This is a genomic window from Dinoroseobacter sp. S375 (assembly GCF_049800775.1).
Lineage (GTDB): Bacteria > Pseudomonadota > Alphaproteobacteria > Rhodobacterales > Rhodobacteraceae > Dinoroseobacter.
In genome coordinates this window covers 15,517-35,169 of sequence record NZ_JBNAFR010000003.1, presented here as the reverse complement: position 1 = coordinate 35,169, position 19,653 = coordinate 15,517, and the positions used below count along the sequence as shown (strand labels likewise).

General features: G+C 64.8%; 15 protein-coding genes. 9 read left to right on the top strand and 6 right to left on the bottom strand.

All coding sequences use genetic code 11. The features are described 5' to 3' along the window. Window positions 1-17: 17 nt before the first annotated feature. Window positions 18-1,946, top strand: coding sequence for a 1-deoxy-D-xylulose-5-phosphate synthase (gene dxs, locus ACP150_RS07995; RefSeq protein WP_424966058.1), 1,929 nt, complete (start codon window positions 18-20; stop codon window positions 1,944-1,946). A gap of 136 nt (window positions 1,947-2,082) precedes the next feature. Here dxs and ACP150_RS07990 read toward each other — a convergent pair whose 3' ends face one another. The 6 genes from ACP150_RS07990 to ACP150_RS07965 form a co-directional block, all read right to left on the bottom strand. Next, window positions 2,083-2,613 carry an isopentenyl-diphosphate Delta-isomerase gene (locus ACP150_RS07990; RefSeq protein WP_424966057.1) on the bottom strand — a complete coding sequence of 177 codons (531 nt, stop codon included), beginning with the start codon at window positions 2,611-2,613 and terminating at the stop codon, window positions 2,083-2,085. Then, entirely contained in the window at window positions 2,610-3,794 is a 1,185-nt protein-coding gene (locus ACP150_RS07985) for a geranylgeranyl diphosphate reductase (protein ID WP_424966056.1), read from the bottom strand. Before ACP150_RS07985 ends, ACP150_RS07990 begins: the two co-directional genes overlap by 4 nt. Before the next feature lie 12 nt (window positions 3,795-3,806). After that, a complete protein-coding gene (locus tag ACP150_RS07980; RefSeq protein WP_424966055.1) occupies window positions 3,807-5,108 on the bottom strand; it encodes a BCD family MFS transporter in 1,302 nt (433 codons plus the stop codon). A 1-nt stretch (window position 5,109) separates the two neighbouring features. Further along, a complete protein-coding gene (gene chlG / locus ACP150_RS07975; RefSeq protein ID WP_424966054.1) occupies window positions 5,110-6,015 on the bottom strand; it encodes a chlorophyll synthase ChlG in 906 nt (301 codons plus the stop codon). A 104-nt stretch (window positions 6,016-6,119) separates the two neighbouring features. Further along, the gene (gene ppsR, locus ACP150_RS07970; RefSeq protein WP_424966053.1) at window positions 6,120-7,550 is read right to left on the bottom strand and encodes a transcriptional regulator PpsR; all 1,431 of its coding nucleotides are present in this window, start codon (window positions 7,548-7,550) and stop codon (window positions 6,120-6,122) included. Between the two features lie 43 nt (window positions 7,551-7,593). Continuing rightward, window positions 7,594-8,586: a cobalamin B12-binding domain-containing protein gene (locus tag ACP150_RS07965; protein ID WP_424966052.1), complete on the bottom strand. Its 993-nt coding sequence runs from the start codon at window positions 8,584-8,586 to the stop codon at window positions 7,594-7,596. A gap of 125 nt (window positions 8,587-8,711) precedes the next feature. Between ACP150_RS07965 and bchF the strand changes: the two genes are divergently transcribed. The 8 genes from bchF (at window position 8,712) to puhA (ending at window position 19,633) form a co-directional block, all read left to right on the top strand. Continuing rightward, window positions 8,712-9,200, top strand: a complete 489-nt coding sequence (bchF, locus tag ACP150_RS07960; protein ID WP_424966051.1) for a 2-vinyl bacteriochlorophyllide hydratase — start codon at window positions 8,712-8,714, stop codon at window positions 9,198-9,200. Continuing rightward, on the top strand, window positions 9,197-10,480 hold the full coding sequence (locus ACP150_RS07955) for a ferredoxin:protochlorophyllide reductase (ATP-dependent) subunit N (RefSeq protein ID WP_424966050.1): 1,284 nt from the start codon (window positions 9,197-9,199) through the stop codon (window positions 10,478-10,480). Before bchF ends, ACP150_RS07955 begins: the two co-directional genes overlap by 4 nt. Before the next feature lie 58 nt (window positions 10,481-10,538). After that, on the top strand, window positions 10,539-12,122 hold the full coding sequence (bchB, locus tag ACP150_RS07950) for a ferredoxin:protochlorophyllide reductase (ATP-dependent) subunit B (protein ID WP_424966049.1): 1,584 nt from the start codon (window positions 10,539-10,541) through the stop codon (window positions 12,120-12,122). Beyond that, window positions 12,112-15,699 (top strand): magnesium chelatase subunit H, encoded by a 3,588-nt coding sequence (locus ACP150_RS07945; protein WP_424966048.1) that lies wholly within the window; start codon window positions 12,112-12,114, stop codon window positions 15,697-15,699. Before bchB ends, ACP150_RS07945 begins: the two co-directional genes overlap by 11 nt. Before the next feature lie 31 nt (window positions 15,700-15,730). Then, window positions 15,731-16,630, top strand: coding sequence for a ferredoxin:protochlorophyllide reductase (ATP-dependent) iron-sulfur ATP-binding protein (gene bchL / locus ACP150_RS07940; RefSeq protein ID WP_424966047.1), 900 nt, complete (start codon window positions 15,731-15,733; stop codon window positions 16,628-16,630). A gap of 82 nt (window positions 16,631-16,712) precedes the next feature. Next, entirely contained in the window at window positions 16,713-17,396 is a 684-nt protein-coding gene (gene bchM, locus ACP150_RS07935) for a magnesium protoporphyrin IX methyltransferase (protein ID WP_424966046.1), read from the top strand. Then, window positions 17,393-18,838, top strand: a complete 1,446-nt coding sequence (locus ACP150_RS07930; protein WP_424966045.1) for a PucC family protein — start codon at window positions 17,393-17,395, stop codon at window positions 18,836-18,838. The genes bchM and ACP150_RS07930 overlap by 4 nt, the downstream gene beginning before the upstream one ends. Window positions 18,839-18,862: 24 nt before the next feature. Continuing rightward, the gene (gene puhA, locus ACP150_RS07925) at window positions 18,863-19,633 is read left to right on the top strand and encodes a photosynthetic reaction center subunit H (protein WP_424966044.1); all 771 of its coding nucleotides are present in this window, start codon (window positions 18,863-18,865) and stop codon (window positions 19,631-19,633) included. Window positions 19,634-19,653 lie beyond the last annotated feature (20 nt).

The following is a 19,653-nucleotide window of genomic DNA, read 5'->3' as shown; positions in this document are numbered from 1 at the left end:
CGAAGGAGGAGACGACCATGCCCAATTCCCGCCCCCAGACCCCCACGCTTGACCGGGTGGCCTGCCCGGCCGACCTGAAATCCCTCACGGATCGAGAATTGACAACGCTCTCGGATGAGCTGCGCGCCGAGGTGATCTCGGCAGTCTCCGAGACCGGGGGGCATCTGGGCTCCTCGCTCGGCGTGGTTGAGCTGACAGTGGCGATCCATGCGGTGTTCAACACCCCCTTCGACAAGCTGATCTGGGATGTGGGCCACCAATGCTATCCGCATAAGGTTCTGACCGAGCGCCGCGACCGCATCCGCACCCTGCGCCAGAAGGGGGGCCTGTCGGGCTTCACCAAGCGCAGCGAGAGCGAGTATGACCCGTTCGGTGCTGCCCACAGCTCCACCTCGATCTCCGCCGCGCTGGGCTTTGCCACGGCGCGCGACCTCGGCGGGGCCACGGGTGATGCGATTGCCGTGATCGGCGATGGTTCGATCAGCGCCGGCATGGCCTATGAGGCGATGAACAATGCCGGGCATGAGGGGCGCCGCCTCTTCGTGATCCTGAACGACAATGAGATGTCCATCGCGCCGCCCACGGGCGCCATGTCCACCTATCTCAGCGATCTGGCCTCGACCGGTCCGCTCCACGCTCTCAAGGACATCGCCGAGGGGTTCGAACGCAGCCTGCCCGGCCCCCTGCGCGAGGGCGCTCAACGGGCCCGGGAACTTGTGACCGGGGAGCATGGCTCTTCCGCGACGCTGTTCGAAGAGTTGGGATTTGACTATATCGGCCCGATCGACGGGCATGACGTGCCGCAGCTCCTGCAGGTGCTGCGCGCCGCCCGGGCCAAGGCCAGCGGCCCGGTTCTGATCCATGCCTGCACGGTGAAGGGCAAGGGGTATTCCCCCGCCGAGCTGTCCGATGATTGCTACCACGGGGTGGCCAAGTTCGACGTCGCCACGGGCAAACAGAAGAAATCCGCCCCCAACGCGCCCGCCTATACCAAGGTGTTCGGCGAGACCCTGACCGCCGAGGCCGAGCGCGACGCGCGGATCTGCGCGGTGACGGCGGCGATGCCGGGCGGGACGGGCGTGAACATCATGGGCAAGCGCTTTCCGGGGCGCGTCTTCGATGTAGGGATTGCCGAGCAACACGCGGTGACCTTCGCGGCGGGGCTTGCGGCGGGGGGCATGAAACCCTTCTGCGCGATCTACTCCAGCTTCCTGCAGCGCGGCTATGACCAGGTGGTCCATGACGTGGCGCTGCAGAACCTGCCCGTGCGCTTTGCCATCGACCGCGCCGGCCTCGTGGGGGCCGATGGCCCGACCCATGCGGGCGCCTATGACGTGGCCTATCTGGCGAACCTGCCGAACATGACCGTGATGGCCGCCGCCGACGAGGCCGAGCTTGTCCATATGGTCGCCACCGCCGCGGCTCATGACGCAGGCCCCATCGCGTTCCGCTATCCGCGCGGCGAGGGGGTCGGCACGGAAATGCCGGAGCGGGGCCAGATCCTCGAGATCGGCAAGGGCCGGGTGATCCGCGAAGGCAGCTCGGTCGCGATCCTGTCTCTGGGCGCGCATCTCTCGGAATGCCTGAAGGCCGCCGAAGAGCTCGACGCGCGAGGCATCTCAGTCACCGTCGCCGATGCGCGCTTCGCCAAACCGCTCGACACGCAGCTGATCGCCGATCTGACCGACAGCCACGAGGCGCTCATCACGGTCGAACAGGGGGCTGAGGGTGGCTTTGGCGCCATGGTCCTGCATTGGCTCGCGAAAACCGGGCGTCTCGATGGCAAGCTCAAGATCCGCACCATGACCCTGCCGGACCGTTTCATCGATCAGGCGAGCCCGGATGACATGTACGCGGATGCCAAGCTGACCGCAGGTCATATCGCCGGACAGGCGCTGCACCTGATGGGGGCGGAGACCGCGCTGCTCGAAGCGACCTCCGCCTGACGCGACAACACAGCGCGCAGGATCCCCCCGCGCGTTGGCTTTCTTAAGTCTCTAAATATCCCCGCCGGAGGCAAAAAATCAGCCCGGTGTGTCGAAAGACGCACCGGGCTTTGATCTGCCGTCAGAGGCGATTGGCTCAGCTCGGGCTGAGCGCGCCAAAGATCCGTTCCGAATGCTCCTCGAGATAGATCCGCAGCCAAGGCGTGTACTTCTCGGGCCGGCGCTTGGCCTCGGCACTCAGATCGAACAGATCGATCCAGGCATAATCGCAAACCTCGTCGGGATTGGGCGCCACCACCAGATCCGGGGTCGCCTCGGCGATGAAGAGATCCACGACCTCATGCTCGATCAACCCGTTGCCCACATCGGCGCGGTACTCCACCCGGTCGCGATGGGCCGGATAGAGCCCGGTGATCCCCAGCTCCTCCTTCAGGCGGCGCATGGCGCAATCCACCGGGCTTTCATCCCACAAGGGATGGGTGCAGCAGGTATTCGCCCAAAGCCCGGGCGTGTGATATTTCGACAGGGCGCGCCGCTGGATCAGCGTCTCGGTCCCGCGCATCACGAAAACCGACACGGCCTTGTGCTTGAGGCCGCGTTGATGCGCCTCCAGCTTGCCCACCGGGCTCAGCGCCCCATCGACCCAGGCGGGGACGAAGTCCCTCATACCGACACCGGCGAGATCAGCCCGCTCAGATGGGCCAGGTTCTTCACCCCGATCTTCAGATGGGCCATGGGCCGGGCACGCACCAGTTTCTTGTTCATGTAAGCCTCGAAAGTCAGGCGCTGCACATCCACGTCATGGCAGAGCGACACGAAACGCTCCCTGCGCTCGTCCGACCGATAATAGGCGTCCTGCATCGCGCCCAAAACGCGAAAAACTGTCCCATGCTCCTTGAGGAAGCGCTTGCGCGCCTTGGCGAGCGCCTTGACCTGCCCGGTGCGCAGGCATTCGAGCGCGGCTTCCCCCGCAACCCGACCCCCGGCCATGGCATAGTAGATCCCCTCGCCCGAGGAGGGGGCAACCACGCCCGCGGCATCCCCGGCAAGCACGAGGTCCCGGCCATTGTCCCATTTGTCCAGCGGTTTGAGGGGGATGGGCGCGCCTTCCTTGCGGATGGTCTCGCATTCCATCAGGCCCGCGCTCTCGCGCAGCAGCTTCGTCGCGGCCTTGAGGTCCGTGCCATCCACCCCGGTGCCCATGCCGACACTGGCGGATTTGCCATGGGGGAAGACCCAGCCATAGAAATCGGGCGAGACCACGCCGTCATAGATCACGTCGCAGCGCTTGGGGTCGTAGTTTTCGGAGATGCCCTCGGGGGCTTTGATGATCTCGTGATAGGCGATGACATAGGGGATCGTGTCGCCGCCGGGCACTTCGGCCCGAGCCACGTCCGAGCGCGCGCCATCGGCACCGATGATCAGCTTGGTGCGCAAGGACACCTCTTCGCGCGTGGCCTTGTCGCGATAGACGACCCATGTGCCCTGCTCGGACCGCTCGATCCGCACGAAGGTGCCCGTGTGCCGGTCCGCCCCGGCCTTGGCCGCGCGTTCGCGCAGGAATTCGTCGAAAAACTCTCGATCGACCATTCCGACAAAGCCGTTCTCGATCGGGATATCCACGTGGCGCGCGGTGGGCGACACCATGCGCGCGGTGTTAATCTTGGCCACGATCTGGCTGTCCGGAACGTCGAAATCCTCGATCAGGCGCGGCGGGATCGCCCCGCCACAGGGCTTGATCCGCCCAGCCCGGTCGATCAGCGCGACTTTCTTGCCGGCGCGTGCCAGGTCCTCGGCCGCGGTCGCGCCCGACGGGCCTCCGCCCACAACGATCACATCATAGGTCATTCCATCTCCCCCTCATTCCCCGGGAACCAAGGCGCCGCCGGTCTGCGGGGCGCGTGTCTTGCGTGCCTTGTCCACCACACGCCAGGCCATCAGGGCCGAGACGAGGAACAAGGCTGCTTCGAACAGAAATACCGAGCCAAAGGCTGCGGCGTCATTGGGCAGGATCTGCCGCAAGAGATCGGCGCTTGCCGCGCCCACCAGACCGCCGAACCCGGCGGCGATGGCCTGCGCCGCACCCCAGAGGCCCATGCGCGTGCCCTCGCGGGCTTCGCGGCCCTCTCCGGCGAGCTGCATCATGGATCCGATGGCGGCGACGGCGAACATGCCGTTGAAAAAGCCCAGCAGCACGACGGCGGGCACCAATGGTGCGGCCGGGCCGATCTGGCCGAGCCCGGTGATCAGGGCCAGCGCTCCGGCAGAGCCGATGCACCCGGCGATGACCCAGGCCCGGAGCGAGCCGAGATGCAGCCCCGTGGCGCAAACCCCCACGAGCACCATCCCGAGGAACACGCCCCCGTTCTGGGCGCCGCTCAGCGAGGTCGACTGCCCCGGCGTGAAGGCGAAGACGAGCCCGGCATAGGGCTCGAGGATGAGCTCCTGCATGAAATAGGCGGTCATCGACAGAAAAACGAAGACCGTGAAATTGCGGGCCTTACGCTCGGCCCAGACCTCGCGCATGCCATCCATGAAGGGCAGGGGGGCTTTCTCGACGGGCGGGACCGTGACCCGCGCTTCGATCCCCCAGACCGCAAGGCTGGTGAGCAGGACAGCGCCGATCGTGACAATGGCCACGATCCTGAGCAGGAGCGCGGGAGAATAAGGATCGAGGAAGCTGCCGACCGTGGCTGCCGTCACCGCAATTCCGGCGATCATCATCAGCCATGTGATCGTGGCCGCCGCCGCCCGCCGACGTGGATCTGTGGCCGTGGCCAGCAGGGCCAGCAGCGAGGTGCCGGAGGCTCCGACACCGACGCCGATCAGCGCATAGGCGAGGATCGACACCAGCAGACCGGCGATAAAGGCGGTCTCCATCAGGACAACGCCATAGGCCGCGCTCAGCCCTCCGGCGGCCAGAACAGCCATCCCGCCGATGATCCAGCGGGTGCGCTTGCCGCCCGTGTCCGATCGGTAGCCCCATTGCGGGCGGGTGATCTGAATGCCGTAATGCAGCGCCACGAGCAGACCGGGAAGGACAGCCGGCAAGGCCAGCTCCACCACCATGAGCCGGTTCAGGGTCGAGGTTGTCAGTACGACTATCGCCCCGAGGCAGAGCTGCACCAGCCCCATGCGGATGATCGAGATCCAGCCGAGCATGTCAGACGCCCCCGATCCCGCGCAGGGCGAAGGCCGTGACCATCATCCCCGTCACGTAAAACAGAACGCCGGTGCCGTTATACCAGGGCGCCTTGCCCTTGGGGTCGGCCAGCATCTCGCGCATCGCCCAAAGCTGCAGCACCACGAGGCCCGTGACCACCAGCGCCCGGTTGCCGAGCCCCCAGTGGAAGAGAAGCGCGATCACCGCGAGCTGCGGGATCAGCATGACGACGCAGGCCAGCTTGGCCGCGCGCTCCGGGCCGAGCGTGACGGGCAGGGAGTTGACGCCCATCTGGCGGTCACCCTCCAGCGCCTTAAAATCATTGAGTGTCATGATGCCATGAGCGCCGATCCCATAGAGGATCGCGACGATGACGATAGGCCAACTCGGCGCGCCGGTGACCATCACCGCCGTGCCCGTGAACCAGGGCAGGCTTTCATAGCTGAGCCCGACAAGGCCCGGCCCCCACCAGCCCGATTTCTTCAGGCGGACCGGCTCGGCGGAATAGGCCCAGGCGGCCAGAACGGCGACCACCGTGGCACCGAGCCCCCAGGGGCCCAGGGTCAGCCCGACCAGCAGCGCGAGCGCTGACATGGCAAGGGCGATCCACAGACCCCAACGGCCCGGGACACGTCCCGACGGGATCGGGCGGTTCGGCTCGTTGATCGCGTCCACATGGCGGTCGCACCAGTCATTCGCGGCCTGGCTCATGCCACAGACAATCGGCCCGGCCAGCAGCACGCCCAGAACGAGCGGGCCCCAATGATCCGTGACCGACGCCCCGCTGGCCACCACACCGCAGGCATAGGCCCACATGGGCGGAAACCACGTGATGGGTTTGATCAGCTCCAGAGCGGCCGAGGGCTCGGGCAGTTTGCGGGGCTGTAAATCGACGCTGACACTCATGTGTCAATCAAACACGACAACGCGAGTCGCAGCAAGCCCGGACAGACTGTCAGGCAGGGTTTACACCAGTTTTTTTCGAGAAGTGGCGGGCGCGTGCCGCCCGCTCAGTCTTCGCCGCCCTTGTTGAGCAAACCGTATTTGCGCAACTTGACGTAAAGGCTCTGGCGCGACAGCCCGAGCATCTCGGCCGCGGCCACACGGTTGTTGCGGGTCAGGCCCACGGCGGTTTCGATGCACATCTTCTCCACCACATCCGTGGTGGCCGACACGATGTCCTTGAGCGGCGCGGAGCCGACCAGTTCCATCACGTTCTGCATCGCCTCACCCGAGACGGCGCCCGCCATCGGGGTCGCGTCCCGCACCACTTCGAGCCGGGAGGCATCGCGCAGCACGAAGGCGAAGCCACCATTATGACGCGCCTCCAGATGGGTGGCGGACATCTCGACCGAGAGCTGCGAGCCATAGGCGCTCTCCAGTCGTGTCGAGTAGATCGGCATCGCGCCGTGGCGCGAGGCATTGTCCATCATGACCTTGAGATCGACCGAGCCGCGCGCGAGGAAATCGCCCAGCGACTTGCCCTTGATATCCCCGACCTGCCCCACATCGGTGAGGTTCAGGAAGGCTTCATTGGCGTTGCGGATGACGCCGGTCGGGTCGGTGAAGACCACCGCGTCCGACCCCTCGCGATAAAGAAGGGACAAGATCTCACTCAGCTCCTCGCCAATGACTTCTTGCGTGCCGGATCCTTCGAGGCGGCACAGCAACGTTTTGTCACCGGAGGCGCGGAAGAGGCGCACCTGAATTTCCAGCTCCTTGCCAGAGCGCTTGGTCGTGGCGCGCACCTGCTTGCGGTTTTCCGAGGTGGCCGAGGACATCATCTGGTCCAGCAGCTCGCCGCGTTTCATCCCGTCAAACTCGTGGCCAAAGAGATTGCCCACAAGCGCATCCGCATCCGCACCCAGAGCCTGGGCCGCGGCGGAGTTCATATCCGTGATCCGACCGCTGGAGGCATCGACCATGACCAGCGGGTCACGGGTCGATTCCATTACGACCCGGTAGCGGGTCTCGTAATCGCGGTGGTTCTCGTAATCCTTTTCCAGCGCCAGCTGCGCCTTGACCAGACGATGCTGCAGCTCGGCCACCGGGCGCAGGTCGCGGCCCAGCATCAGGATCAGATCATTGTCGCCCGTGCGGTGCAGGGTATAGCGGATCGGGAATTCCCAATTCGCATTGTCGAAATGATTGACCTCGATGGCATCGGTCGCCGGCGCCTCGCCTTCGCGATAGGCGGCCAGTTGTTTTTCCAGTTTGGACAGACTGTCCTCGGCCAAAAAGTCCCGAATATCGCGTTTCTGCCAATGATCGAGCCGTCCGATTGTCGGGTTCAGCGGGTTCACGACGAGCGATTGGACCGTGCCTTTCAGGTCCAGAACAATGGCGAGGTCTGCTGCGGTGGCGACGATTTCATTGAAATGCTCCGGCGCAATGCGCGGCGCCGACCGGTCATCCCAGAAATCTCTTTCCCGCGTGTTCATCAATCTCTCCTGTCGCCCCGGGTCCTCTCCGGGATCTGCACGGTTACGATTCAAGTCTTCGCTGTTGGTTCGTCTCGATCTCGCAAAGCCGTAGCGCCTCTTCGGCGCTTGCAGCTACGTAGTCGGCCCCGGTCATCGCAATGATATCGAGGCCAGATTCTGTAACAGGACCACCCACCACAATTGGCACGATGCGCGGCACGCCAGTCCGAATTGTTTTGACCAAATCGCGTACCGATGCAAGCGTTCTGCGGCAAGAAGCGGTGACGCCGACCATGGCAAAGTGATGTATCTGCACCAGCCGCAGAATCTCGGCCTGGTTGTTTCCCAATGTCATATGCACGCGTACGCCCATGCGGCGGAATTGCTCGGCCACGACAAAGACGCCGAGGGTGTGCTGTTCGATTCGCGGCACGATCAGCATGATCGACGGGCCTTCGGGATCCGGGTCGACGCGTTCCACCCGGCGCACGCCGATGGTGCGGACGGTTTCCTGCAGCCGGGCGGCGCCGATGGTGACATCCGCAAAGCTCAGTTTGTCCGACGCCCAAAGCTCACCCATATAGCGGGCAGCGGCCGGGATGATCGCCTCGATCACATCCTGAGAGCTGACCCCCCGTTTCATGATGCGGGCCAGAAGGTCGTGCCGGGATTGCTCGTCCATGGCGATATAGGCTTCGGTCAGGGCCAGAAGTTGCGCAAGCGGTGCGCCGCCATTCGAGTCATCGGTGTCATTCGCCAGAACGTCCAAGGCTTGCGACGCGAGCGCCTGAACCTCGGCCGGCGAGAGGTGAATGTTGGACCCGGTCTGTGCCGGTCCTGCAATGTCGAAAGCGCTGTCCACAGCAACCCCGCTCTGCCCCTCGGTTTCGAGATCGTCCCTAAGCGCATCTGGGGCAGACGCTAACCCAGGGGCAGTATCTGTCAGAACGCCGGAATTGTCAAAGTTTCTGGACACCAGCGCGCGAAATGCGGCGACTTCGGCGTCCACGCCCGAGTCGCTGGCATTTTTTCCTTTGAATATATGATCCTTCATGGGCGAATCGCTTCCAGTCATTCATCTCACCGGTTGTCTGTCATTGTGTAAGTTTAAGTTGACACTTGCAACTCCCCATATGTAAATTCGGGTGAACAATCGTTTGCCGGAGGGGGAGTCGTCGGATGCAGACCGGTCCGAACACCCAAGAAAACAAGGGCGGGCTCTACACGCCCGAGCAGAAGAAACGCCGCGATGAAACCGTCTGGACACTGATTCAGGGGATTCTGGCGCCGCTTCAGTTCGTCGCCTTCGCGGTCTCGCTGGCATTCGTGCTGCGCTTCATGCTGACCGGCGAGGGATACGTGATCGCCACGGTCTCGATCCTGATCAAGACGGCGTTCCTCTATGCCATCATGGTGACCGGCGCGATCTGGGAAAAGGTGGTCTTCGGACAGTACCTGCTCGCCCCGGCCTTCTTCTGGGAGGATGTCGTCAGCTTCGTCGTCATCGCCCTTCACACACTTTATATATGGGCGCTTCTGAGCGGTTCCGTCTCCCCGGATGGGCAGATGGTCATCGCGCTGCTGGCCTATGTCACCTATGTCGTGAATGCGGGGCAGTTTCTCTGGAAGCTTCGCATGGCACGCCTGCAATCGGAGGCGATGGCATGAACAAACCCGTTTCTCAGGTTTCTCCCGGCTGCCGGGACACCCCGGTCCTCAAGGAGCGCGGCCAGCGCGAGGTCTTCTGTGGCCTGACGGGCATCATCTGGCTCCATCGCAAGATGCAGGACGCGTTCTTCCTCGTGGTGGGGTCGCGGACCTGTGCGCATCTTTTGCAATCCGCCGCCGGCGTGATGATCTTCGCCGAGCCGCGCTTTGGCACGGCGATCCTCGAGGAAACCGATCTGGCCGGACTCGCCGATGCCCAGGACGAGATCGACCGCGAGGTGGAACGCCTGCTCTCGCGCCGTCCGGATATCCGCCAGCTCTTCCTCGTGGGCTCCTGCCCGTCCGAGGTGATCAAGCTCGACCTGAGCCGCGCCGCCGAGCGCCTGACCCAGAAATTCGCGCCCCATGTGCGGGTGCTGAATTATTCCGGCTCCGGGATCGAGACGACCTTCACCCAAGGCGAAGATGCCTGTCTGGAATCCATGGTGCCGGTCCTGCCGGAGACCGAGGCGCGCGAGTTGCTGCTTGTGGGCGCGCTGCCCGATGTGGTCGAAGATCAGGCGCTCAGCCTGCTGACCAAGATGGGGATCGGCCCGATCCGCGTCCTGCCCGCCCATCGCGCCGATGAGACGCCGGGACTGGGCCCGAACACGGTCTATGCGCCGCTGCAGCCCTTCCTGGGCGAAACCTGCGCCGCCATCGAACGGCGCGGCGCCCGCCGGATCGACGCGCCCTTCCCCTTTGGCGAAGAGGGCACGACCCTGTGGCTGCGCGCGATCGCCGATGAGTTTGGCGTCTCGGACGAGACTTTCGAGGCCGTCACCGCGGCCCCCCGCGCCCGCGCCCGCAAGGCCATCGCGGCGGCGGCCGAGACGCTCAAGGGCAGATCGATCTTCTTCTTCCCGGACAGTCAGCTCGAAATTCCCCTCGCGCGCTTCCTGACGCGCGAATGCGGCATGACCGCCATCGAGGTGGGCGCGCCTTACATTCATAAGGGCCTCGTCGGGGCGGATCTCGATCTGCTCGCAGGCGGGCCGACCATCTCGGAAGGCCAGGATGTCGACAAGCAGCTCGACCGCTGCCGCGCCGCGCGCCCGGACCTGACGGTTTGCGGGCTGGGCCTTGCCAACCCGCTCGAGGCCGAGGGGCTGACGACGAAATGGGCCATCGAGCTCGTGTTCTCGCCCGTGCATTTCTACGAGCAGGCGGGCGATCTCGCCGGGCTCTTCGCGCGGCCGATCCGGCGGCGTGACCTGCTCAAGCTGGAGGCTGCGGAATGATCCTGCGCGGCACCCCCTCCCTCATTGTTCTTCAAATACTCACGACGCGAGGCCTGTCATGAAGCTCACCGTCTGGACCTATGAGGGCCCGCCCCATGTGGGGGCCATGCGCGTCGCCACGGGGATGAAGGGGCTGCATTACGTGCTGCACGCACCCCAGGGCGATACCTACGCCGATCTGCTCTTCACGATGATCGAGCGGCGCGACCACCGCCCGCCGGTGACCTACACCACCTTTCAGGCCCGCGATCTGGGAGCGGATACCGCCTATCTCTTCAAGGATGCCTGCCGCGATGCCTATGAGCGGTTCAAGCCCGAGGCGATCATCGTCGGGGCCTCCTGCACCGCCGAGCTGATCCAGGATGATCCGGGTGGTCTGGCCGAGACCATGGGCCTACCCGTGCCGGTGATCCCGCTGGAACTTCCAAGCTATCAGCGCAAGGAAAACTTCGGCTGCGACGAGACCTTCTTCCAGATTGTCCGCGCGCTCGCAAAGCCGGTTGAGAAGACCGCACGGGTGTCCTGCAATATCCTGGGCCCCACGGGGCTCGGCTTTCGCCATCGCGATGATGTCGAGGAGCTGACCGGGTTGCTCTCGGAGATGGGTGTGGATGTGAATGTGGTGGGCCCCATGGGGTCCAGCCCGTCCGATATCGCCCGGCTGGGCGCGGCCCATTTCAACGTCATGCTCTACCCCGAGACCTGCGAAGCGGCCTGCCGCTTTCTCGAGCGGGAGCTGGGTCTGCCCTATACCAGGATCGTGCCCATCGGTGTCGGTGCGACCCGCGATTTTATCGCCGAGGTTCAGGCGCTCACGGGCCTGACCACGCGCCCGGATGAGAGCCGGTTGCGCCTGCCCTGGTGGAGCAAATCCGTCGATAGCACCTACCTGACCGGCAAGCGCGTGTTCCTGTTCGGGGACGCGACCCATGTGAAGGCTTGCGCCCGCATCGCCCGCGACGAGATGGGGTTCGAGGTCGTCGGTCTTGGCTGCTACAACCGCGAGTTTGCCCGCGATATCCGAGCCTTGGGCAAGGAATTAGGGATCACCCCGCTGATCACCGATGATTACCTCGAGGTCGAGGCCGCCATCGAAGAGGCCGCGCCCGAGATGATCCTCGGCACCCAGATGGAGCGTCATATCGGCAAGCGTCTGGGCATCCCCTGCGCGGTGATCTCGGCCCCGGTCCATGTGCAGGACTTCCCGGCGCGCTACTCGCCGCAAGTGGGCTTCGAGGGCGCAAACGTCATCTTCGACACATGGATCCATCCGCTGGTCATGGGGCTCGAAGAGCACCTGCTGGCAATGTTCCGCGAGGACTTCGAGTTCCATGATGCGGCGGGTCCGTCCCACCATGGAGGCCATGCGCCGAAACCGTTGGATGAGGTTGAGACGGCTGGGGGGCCAGCCCCCCAGACCCCCCGGAGTATTTCGGGAACAATGACAGAGGAACGGGCACCCGAGGCCACGGGAAGCGATGTCGCGGTCTGGCTCGCGGATGCGGAGAAAGAGCTCAAGAAGATCCCGTTCTTCGTGCGGGGCAAGGCCAAGCGCAACACCGAGAAATACGCGCTCGAACAGGGTGTGACCGAGATCAGTGTCGATACCCTTTATGAGGCCAAGGCGCATTATGCTCGATAGTGGTTCCCTGACCCCTCAGCCCGATGGTCCGACGCCTTACCGCTTCGTGATCATCACGCTGGACAGCCATGTGCTGGGCCCTGCTGCGCGGGTGAATGCCGCGTTGCAGGTGGATTTCCCGGGACTGAAAGTGTCTGTCCATGCGGCCGGAGAGTGGTCCGAGAACCCCGCCAGCCTAGCGGCAACCCGCGCGGCCATCGCTGAGGCGGATATCGTGGTGGTGAACCTGATCTTCCTCGACGAACAGATCCAGGCGATCCTGCCGGACCTGCAAGCACGGCGCGATCATTGCGACGCCATGGTCTGCGTGATCGCGGATCAGGCGCTGGTGAACCTCACTCGCATGGGCGATGTGGATCTGTCGAAGCCGGCCTCGGGCGCCATGGCGATCCTCAAGAAGCTCAAGCCGAAGACCAAGAAGACCTCGTCCTCCGAGGGGCAGATGAAGATCCTGCGGCGCCTGCCCAAGATCCTCCGGTTTCTGCCGGGCAAGGCCCAGGATCTGCGCAACTATTTCCTGACCATGCAGTATTGGCTGGATGGCTCGGATGAGAATACCGAGCAAATGCTGCGCATGCTCATCAGCGCCTATGCGGCCCGGCCCGGCTGGTCCGAGATCAAGGCCCTGCCGCCGGTCGAATACCCGGAGGTGGGTCTGTTCCACCCGGCCCATCCGGAGCGCGTCTTCACCGACATTTCCGAGCTGCCCGGTCCGGCGCAGCCTGAGGCGACGGTCGGCCTGCTGATGATGCGCAGCTATATCCTGAGCCGGGACAGCGCCCATTACGAGGCGGTGATCGATGCGTTCGAAGCGCGCAACATCCGGGTCATCCCGGCCTTTGCCGGGGGGCTCGACGCGCGCCCGGCGATCTCGCGCTATTTCCGCCCCGAGGACGCCACCCAGATCGATGCGATGGTCTCGCTCACCGGGTTCTCGCTGATCGGGGGGCCCGCCTATAATGACAGCGATGCGGCGATCGAGGTTCTGACGGGGCTCGATATTCCCTATCTCGCGGCTCATCCGCTGGAGTTTCAGACGCTTGGCCAATGGGCCGCCGCCCCCAGCGGGCTTGGCCCGGTCGAGACCACCATGCTGATCGCCCTGCCCGAGATCGACGGGGCGACCAATCCCACGGTCTTTGCGGGCCGCCATGGCGAGGATCGCTGCACCGGTTGTCAGTACCGCTGTGCCGCGCCCAATGACGTCAAGGCCATGGCCCCCTGCCTGGAACGGATCGACGTGCTGGTCGAGAAGGCCCTGCGCCTTGCGCGCCTGCGCCGCCGCGAGAATGCCGCCAAGAAGGTGGCCGTGGTGCTGTTCGGCTTCCCGCCCAATGCGGGCGCGGTGGGCACGGCAGCCTATCTGAGCGTGTTCGAGAGCCTGTTCAACACCCTGATCCGCATGAAGGCCGAGGGTTACAGCGTCGAGGTGCCAGAAAATGTCGACGCCCTGCGCGCGGCGGTTCTCGAGGGGAATGCCAAGAAATACGGGCAGGAGGCGAATGTCGCCGCCCATGTGAGCGCCGATCATATCGTCGCCAATACGCCGCCGCTTTCGGTGATCGAAGAGGTCTGGGGCCCCGCCCCGGGCAAGATCCAGTCGGACGGGCGCGGGGTCTTTATCCTCGGGCAGGAGTTCGGGAATGTTTTCGTCGGGGTCCAGCCGACCTTCGGCTACGAGGGCGACCCGATGCGCCTTTTGTTCGAGCGCGGCTTTGCTCCGACCCACGCGTTTACCCAGTTCTACATGTGGCTCAAGTCCACCTACCAGGCCGATGTGGTCTTGCATTTCGGGATGCACGGCGCGCTGGAGTTCATGCCGGGTAAGCAGGCGGGGCTTGGGGCGCGCGACTGGCCCGACCGGCTGATCGGCGAGATGCCGAATGTCTATCTCTATGCGTCGAACAACCCGTCCGAGGCGACCTTGGCCAAGCGCCGGTCCAACGCGGTGACGGTCACCCATGTGACCCCGCCCCTGGCGACATCCGGCCTCTATAAGGGGTTGGCGGAGCTCAAGGACAGCCTCGCGCGCTTCCGCGCCATGGCGCCTGACGAGGATGACCGCGCAGAGCTTGCCGCGCTGATCGCGCAGCAGGCCGAGGCGGTGGATCTGGACGGCTCCGATCCGGACACGCTCTGGCTCAAGCTGCTGGAAACCGAGGATGCGTTGATCCCCGATGGTCTACATGTGGTCGGGCGCGTGCCCACCGATGCCGAGATCAATGCCCACCTGGACGTGATGCCTGGTCAGGATGCCGAGGCGCGGGCGCGGATTGCTGAGCTTCTCAAGCAGGATGCGGAGCTGGACGGGCTAATGAAGGCGCTGTCCGGACGCTATATCGCGCCGGTGCCGGGGGGCGACCTGATCCGGGCGCCCGAGGTGCTGCCCGCCGGGCGCAACATTCACGCCTTTGATCCGTTCCGGATGCCCACGCTCTTCGCCATGCAGGACGGCGCCAAACAGGCGGAACTGCTGCTCGAGACCCATGCCACCCTGCCGCGCTCGGTCGCGCTGGTGCTTTGGGGGTCGGACAATATCAAATCCGACGGCGGCCCGATTGCCCAGGCGCTGGCGCTGATGGGCGCACGTCCGAAATTCGACGGCTATGGCCGTCTCTGTGGCGCGGAACTGATCCCGCTGATCGAGCTGGGACGCCCGCGCGTCGATGTGGTCATGACCCTGTCGGGGATCTTCCGCGATCTTCTGCCGTTGCAGACCAAGATGCTGGCCGAGGCGGCCTATCTCTGTGCCTCCGCCGAGGATGAGCCGGTCGAGTGGAACTATATCCGCGCCCATGCGCTGGCCTATGCCGAAGAGATGGGCTGCGATCTGGAAACCGCCGCGCTGCGGGTCTTTTCCAATGCCGAAGGGGCCTACGGGTCCAATGTGAACGCGCTGGTGGACAGCTCGGCCTTTGGCGAGGAAGACGAACTGGCCGATGCCTATGAGGCGCGCAAGAGCTTTGCCTATGGCCGCTCGGGCAAGTCGGCGGCAAACCCGGCGCTGCTCCAAAAGACCCTGCGCGATGTGGACATCGCCTATCAGAACCTCGAGTCGGTCGAGCTCGGCGTGACCACGGTCGATCACTATTTCGACACGCTGGGCGGCATCGCCCGCGCGGTGAAGCGCGCCAAGGGGGGCGACGAGGCGGCGGTCTATATCGGCGATCAGACCCGCGGTTCGGCCAAGGTCCGCACGCTCAAGGATCAGGTCGCGCTCGAGACCCGCTCGCGCAGCCTGAACCCGAAATGGTTCGAGAGCATGCTCAAGCATGGCCATGAGGGCGTGCGCCAGATCGAGGCGCAGGTCACCAACACGCTCGGCTGGTCGGCCACCACCGGTCAGGTGGAGCCCTGGGTCTATCAGCGGCTGAGCGAGACATTCGTGTTAGACGACGCGATGCGCAAACGACTTGCGGACCTGAACCCGCAGGCAAGCGCCCGTATGGCGAACCGCCTCATCGAGGCGTTCGAGAGGGACTACTGGCAACCGGACGCCGACACGCTCGCCGCCCTGCAGGATGCAGCGGACGAGATCGAGGACGCGCTCGAAGGCATCAACATCGCGGCGGAATGACCACGCGGCCGCAACAGAAAGGGACGACGACATGAGTCCATTGGATAGAGCTCCCCCGGTCCTCAAGGGTCAGGACGGCGAAGGGTCCGTGCAAGTGCATCAGGACGCCTCGATGAAGATCGAGGGCGCCAAGGTTTTTTCCGTGTATGGCAAGGGCGGGATCGGCAAATCGACCACCAGCTCGAACCTGTCGGCGGCTTTTTCCAAGCTTGGCAAGCGCGTGCTGCAGATCGGCTGCGACCCCAAGCATGACAGTACTTTTACCCTCACAGGAAGTCTGGTCCCCACGGTGATCGACATCCTGAAAGAGGTGGATTTCCACGCAGAGGAGCTGAGGCCCGAAGACTTCGTCTTTGAAGGATTCAATGGGGTGAAGTGCGTGGAAGCAGGGGGGCCGCCCGCCGGCACAGGCTGCGGAGGGTACGTGGTGGGGCAAACGGTGAAGCTTCTGAAGCAACACCACCTGCTCGAGGACACCGACGTGGTGATCTTCGACGTGCTTGGTGACGTGGTCTGCGGTGGATTCGCGGCCCCCCTGCAACATGCTGATCGCGCACTGATCGTGACCGCGAACGACTTCGACAGCATCTACGCGATGAACCGGATCATCGCGGCGGTTCAGGCGAAGTCCAAGAACTACTCGGTGCGTCTGGCGGGCTGCGTGGCCAACCGGTCCCGTGAGACCGACGAGGTCGATCGCTACTGCAAGACGGTCGGGTTCAACCGGATCGCGCATATGCCCGATCTCGACGCGATCCGCCGCTCGCGGCTCAAGAAGAAGACCCTGTTCGAGATGGATGCCGAGGAAGACATCGTCGCGGTGCAGAAGGAGTATATCCGTCTGGCCGAGACCCTGTGGAACGGGACCGAGCCGCTGGCCCCTGCGCCGCTGCCCGATCGCGAGATCTTTGAGCTTCTGGGGTTCGATTGATGCCTGACGTCTGCATGAAACTGCACCAAGGGGGGATCGCCCCCCTTTCGCGCGCCCAAAGCCCCCTGCGGAGGCACCGGTAATGGCGGCTTACGAACAGACTCTGGACCGGGTCGAGGATTACTTCGACCGGACCGCCACCAAGACATGGGAGCGTCTGACCTCGGACGCGCCGGTCTCCAAGGTGCGCGCCACCGTGCGCGCGGGCCGGGACCGGATGCGCGACATCATGCTGGCGCAGATGCCCGACGATCTTGCGGGCAAGCGCGTACTCGATGCGGGCTGCGGCGCGGGTCAGATGACCGCCGAGCTGGCGGCGCGCGGGGCCGAGGTCGTGGCCATCGACATCTCGCCGAGCCTGGTGGAGATCGCCGAGAAACGCCTGCCCGACGCCTATCGCGACCAGGTCATGTTCACGTCCGGGGACATGCATAATCCCGAGCTGGGTGATTTCGATCATGTCGTCGCGATGGACAGTCTGATCTACTACGAAGCGGAGGATATCGGATCCTCGCTGGCACGGTTCTGCCCCCGCGTGCGCCGCTCGGTGATCTTCACCGTGGCCCCGCGCACGCCTTTCCTGATGACCTTCTGGGGGGTCGGCAAGCTCTTCCCGCGGGGCGACCGCTCCCCGACCATGATCCCGCACGCCCCTGCCAAGCTGTCAAAGGCTGCCGCGCAGAAGGGCGCACCGGGCGCGCTGCGCGAGGTCGAACGGGTGACCTCGGGCTTCTACATTTCCACCTGTCTGGAGTACCGGGCATGATCATCACCAAGGCACAGACAAAGCGGCTGGCAGGGCGGTTCCTGCCCTTTGCCGATGCGGCGAGCGATCAGCTCCCGCTCGGTCAGCTGCTGCGCCTGAGCCTGTTTCAGGTCTCGGTCGGCATGGCCACGGTCATGCTGCTTGGGACGCTCAACCGGGTCATGATCGTCGAGCTGTCGGTGCCGGCGATGCTGGTGGCGATCATGATCGCCATTCCGGTGCTGGTCGCGCCCTTCCGGGCGATCCTTGGCTTTCGCTCGGACACCCACAAATCCGCCATCGGGTGGAAGCGGGTGCCGTATATGTGGTTCGGCACCCTGTGGCAGTTCGGGGGGCTGGCGGTCATGCCCTCCTGCCTTCTGGTGCTGGGCGGCGACGTCTATATCGAGATCCCCTTCGCGGGCGAGGTGTTGGCGGCGCTGGCCTTCCTGATGACCGGGCTGGGTCTGCATATGACCCAGACGGCGGGGCTTGCGCTTGCATCTGATCGGGCCACGGATGAAACCCGGCCCCGGGTCGTTGCGCTGCTCTATGTGATGTTCCTTGTGGGCATGGGCGTCTCGGCGGTGGTGATCGGCTGGCTTCTGCGCGATTTCACCCCGATCAAGCTGATCCAGGTCGTGCAGGCCACGGCGGGGGCCACGCTGATCCTGAACCTGATTGCCCTGTGGAAGCAGGAGATCGTCATCCCGCTGAGCGCGGAGGAGCGCGCCGAGCCGCGCCCGTCCTTCCGCGATGCCTGGGACGATTTTGCCGCCGGAGGGCGGGCGGGACGCCTGCTCGTCGTGGTGTTCCTCGGCACGCTGGGCTTCAACATGCAGGACGTGCTGCTCGAACCCTATGGCGGCGAGATCCTCGGCCTCAGCGTTTCGGCCACCACCTTCCTGACGGCCATGTGGGCCGCGGGCGCGCTGATCGGCTTTGCCATGGCGGCGCGCTGGCTTGCGGCGGGGATCAACCCGTTCCGTATGGGTGGGCGCGGGCTTCTGATGGGGCTCCTGGCCTTTTCGGCGGTGATCTTCTCGGCGCCGATGAATTCCGACGCGCTGTTCTTCGCAGGCGCGGGCCTTATTGGTCTCGGCGGTGGGCTGTTCTCGGTCGCAACCCTCACGGCAGCCATGACCCTGCCCGCCGAGGGGATCGCCGGACGCGGCCTCGCGCTGGGCGCCTGGGGTGCGGCGCAGGCCACGGCGGCCGGTGTCGGTGTCGCGCTGGGCGGGACCCTGCGGGACACGATCAACGCAGCTGTCACCACCGGGGCCTGGGGCGAGGCGCTCAACGACCCGGCCACGGGCTACTCGGTGGTCTACCACATCGAGATCGGCCTGATCTTCATCACTCTCATCGCGCTCGGCCCGCTTGTGCGGACCCGGGCACCGACCCGTAACGACCATCCAACAGGGGAGACCGGCAAGATCGGGCTCGCCGATTTCCCGACCTGACGCCGGATACGAAAGGATACCTCCATGGAAGAGACATTCTTCGGCAATTTTGACCTCGCCAGCCTGTCCATCTGGCTGTTCTACGGGTTCTTCGCGCTGCTGATCTACTATCTGCAGACCGAGAACATGCGCGAGGGCTACCCCCTCGAGGATGACGATGGCGAGACCGCCGCGAACCAGGGCCCGTTCCCGCTGCCGAAGGAGAAGACCTTCAAGCTGCAGCATGGCCGGGGCGAGGTGACCCTGCCGGGTCCCGACGCCCAGAAGCGCGACAAACTTGCCCTGCGCAAGACCGCCGAGGGCAACGGGTTTCCGATGGAGCCCACGGGCGATCCCCTCACGGATGGTGTGGGTCCGGCCAGCTGGGCGGCGCGGCGCGACACGCCCGAGCTTGATGCCCATGGCCATCCGAAAATCGTGCCTATGTCCGCCGCAGAAGGCTTCAGCGTCTCTGCGGGGATCGACCCGCGCGGCCTGCCGGTTCAGGCCGGTGATGACGAGATCGTGGGCCTGATTTCGGACATGTGGATCGACGAGGCAGAGCAGCTCGTCCGCTTCCTCGAGATTGAGCTCGACGGCGCCTGGGGGGATGGCAAGCGCCTCGTCCCGCGCGAGATGGTCCGGATCAAGTCCGACCGGGTCAAGATCCGCTCGATCTATGGCAAGCATTTCAAGGGCGTGCCCAAGACCAAATCCTCGCATCAGGTCACCCTGCTCGAGGAAGACAAGATCATGGGCTACTACGCGGGCGGCACCCTTTATGCCGACGAGTCCCGCCTCGAGCCGCAAATCTAGGACCAACGAAGGGAGCCTCT

Excerpts from the sequence above, each read along its gene's own strand:
- bchL (WP_424966047.1), top strand. The coding sequence starts at position 15,731 with ATGAGTCCATTGGATAGAGCTCCCCCGGTCCTCAAGGGTCAGGACGGC.
- ACP150_RS07980 (WP_424966055.1), bottom strand. The coding sequence starts at position 5,108 with ATGCTCGGCTGGATCTCGATCATCCGCATGGGGCTGGTGCAGCTCTGC.
- puhA (WP_424966044.1), top strand. The coding sequence starts at position 18,863 with ATGGAAGAGACATTCTTCGGCAATTTTGACCTCGCCAGCCTGTCCATC.
- bchF (WP_424966051.1), top strand. The coding sequence starts at position 8,712 with ATGCAGACCGGTCCGAACACCCAAGAAAACAAGGGCGGGCTCTACACG.
- ACP150_RS07985 (WP_424966056.1), bottom strand. The coding sequence starts at position 3,794 with ATGACCTATGATGTGATCGTTGTGGGCGGAGGCCCGTCGGGCGCGACC.
- bchB (WP_424966049.1), top strand. The coding sequence starts at position 10,539 with ATGAAGCTCACCGTCTGGACCTATGAGGGCCCGCCCCATGTGGGGGCC.
- ppsR (WP_424966053.1), bottom strand. The coding sequence starts at position 7,550 with ATGAACACGCGGGAAAGAGATTTCTGGGATGACCGGTCGGCGCCGCGC.
- ACP150_RS07965 (WP_424966052.1), bottom strand. The coding sequence starts at position 8,586 with ATGAAGGATCATATATTCAAAGGAAAAAATGCCAGCGACTCGGGCGTG.
- chlG (WP_424966054.1), bottom strand. The coding sequence starts at position 6,015 with ATGAGTGTCAGCGTCGATTTACAGCCCCGCAAACTGCCCGAGCCCTCG.
- ACP150_RS07945 (WP_424966048.1), top strand. The coding sequence starts at position 12,112 with ATGCTCGATAGTGGTTCCCTGACCCCTCAGCCCGATGGTCCGACGCCT.
- ACP150_RS07930 (WP_424966045.1), top strand. The coding sequence starts at position 17,393 with ATGATCATCACCAAGGCACAGACAAAGCGGCTGGCAGGGCGGTTCCTG.
- dxs (WP_424966058.1), top strand. The coding sequence starts at position 18 with ATGCCCAATTCCCGCCCCCAGACCCCCACGCTTGACCGGGTGGCCTGC.
- ACP150_RS07955 (WP_424966050.1), top strand. The coding sequence starts at position 9,197 with ATGAACAAACCCGTTTCTCAGGTTTCTCCCGGCTGCCGGGACACCCCG.
- ACP150_RS07990 (WP_424966057.1), bottom strand. The coding sequence starts at position 2,613 with ATGAGGGACTTCGTCCCCGCCTGGGTCGATGGGGCGCTGAGCCCGGTG.
- bchM (WP_424966046.1), top strand. The coding sequence starts at position 16,713 with ATGGCGGCTTACGAACAGACTCTGGACCGGGTCGAGGATTACTTCGAC.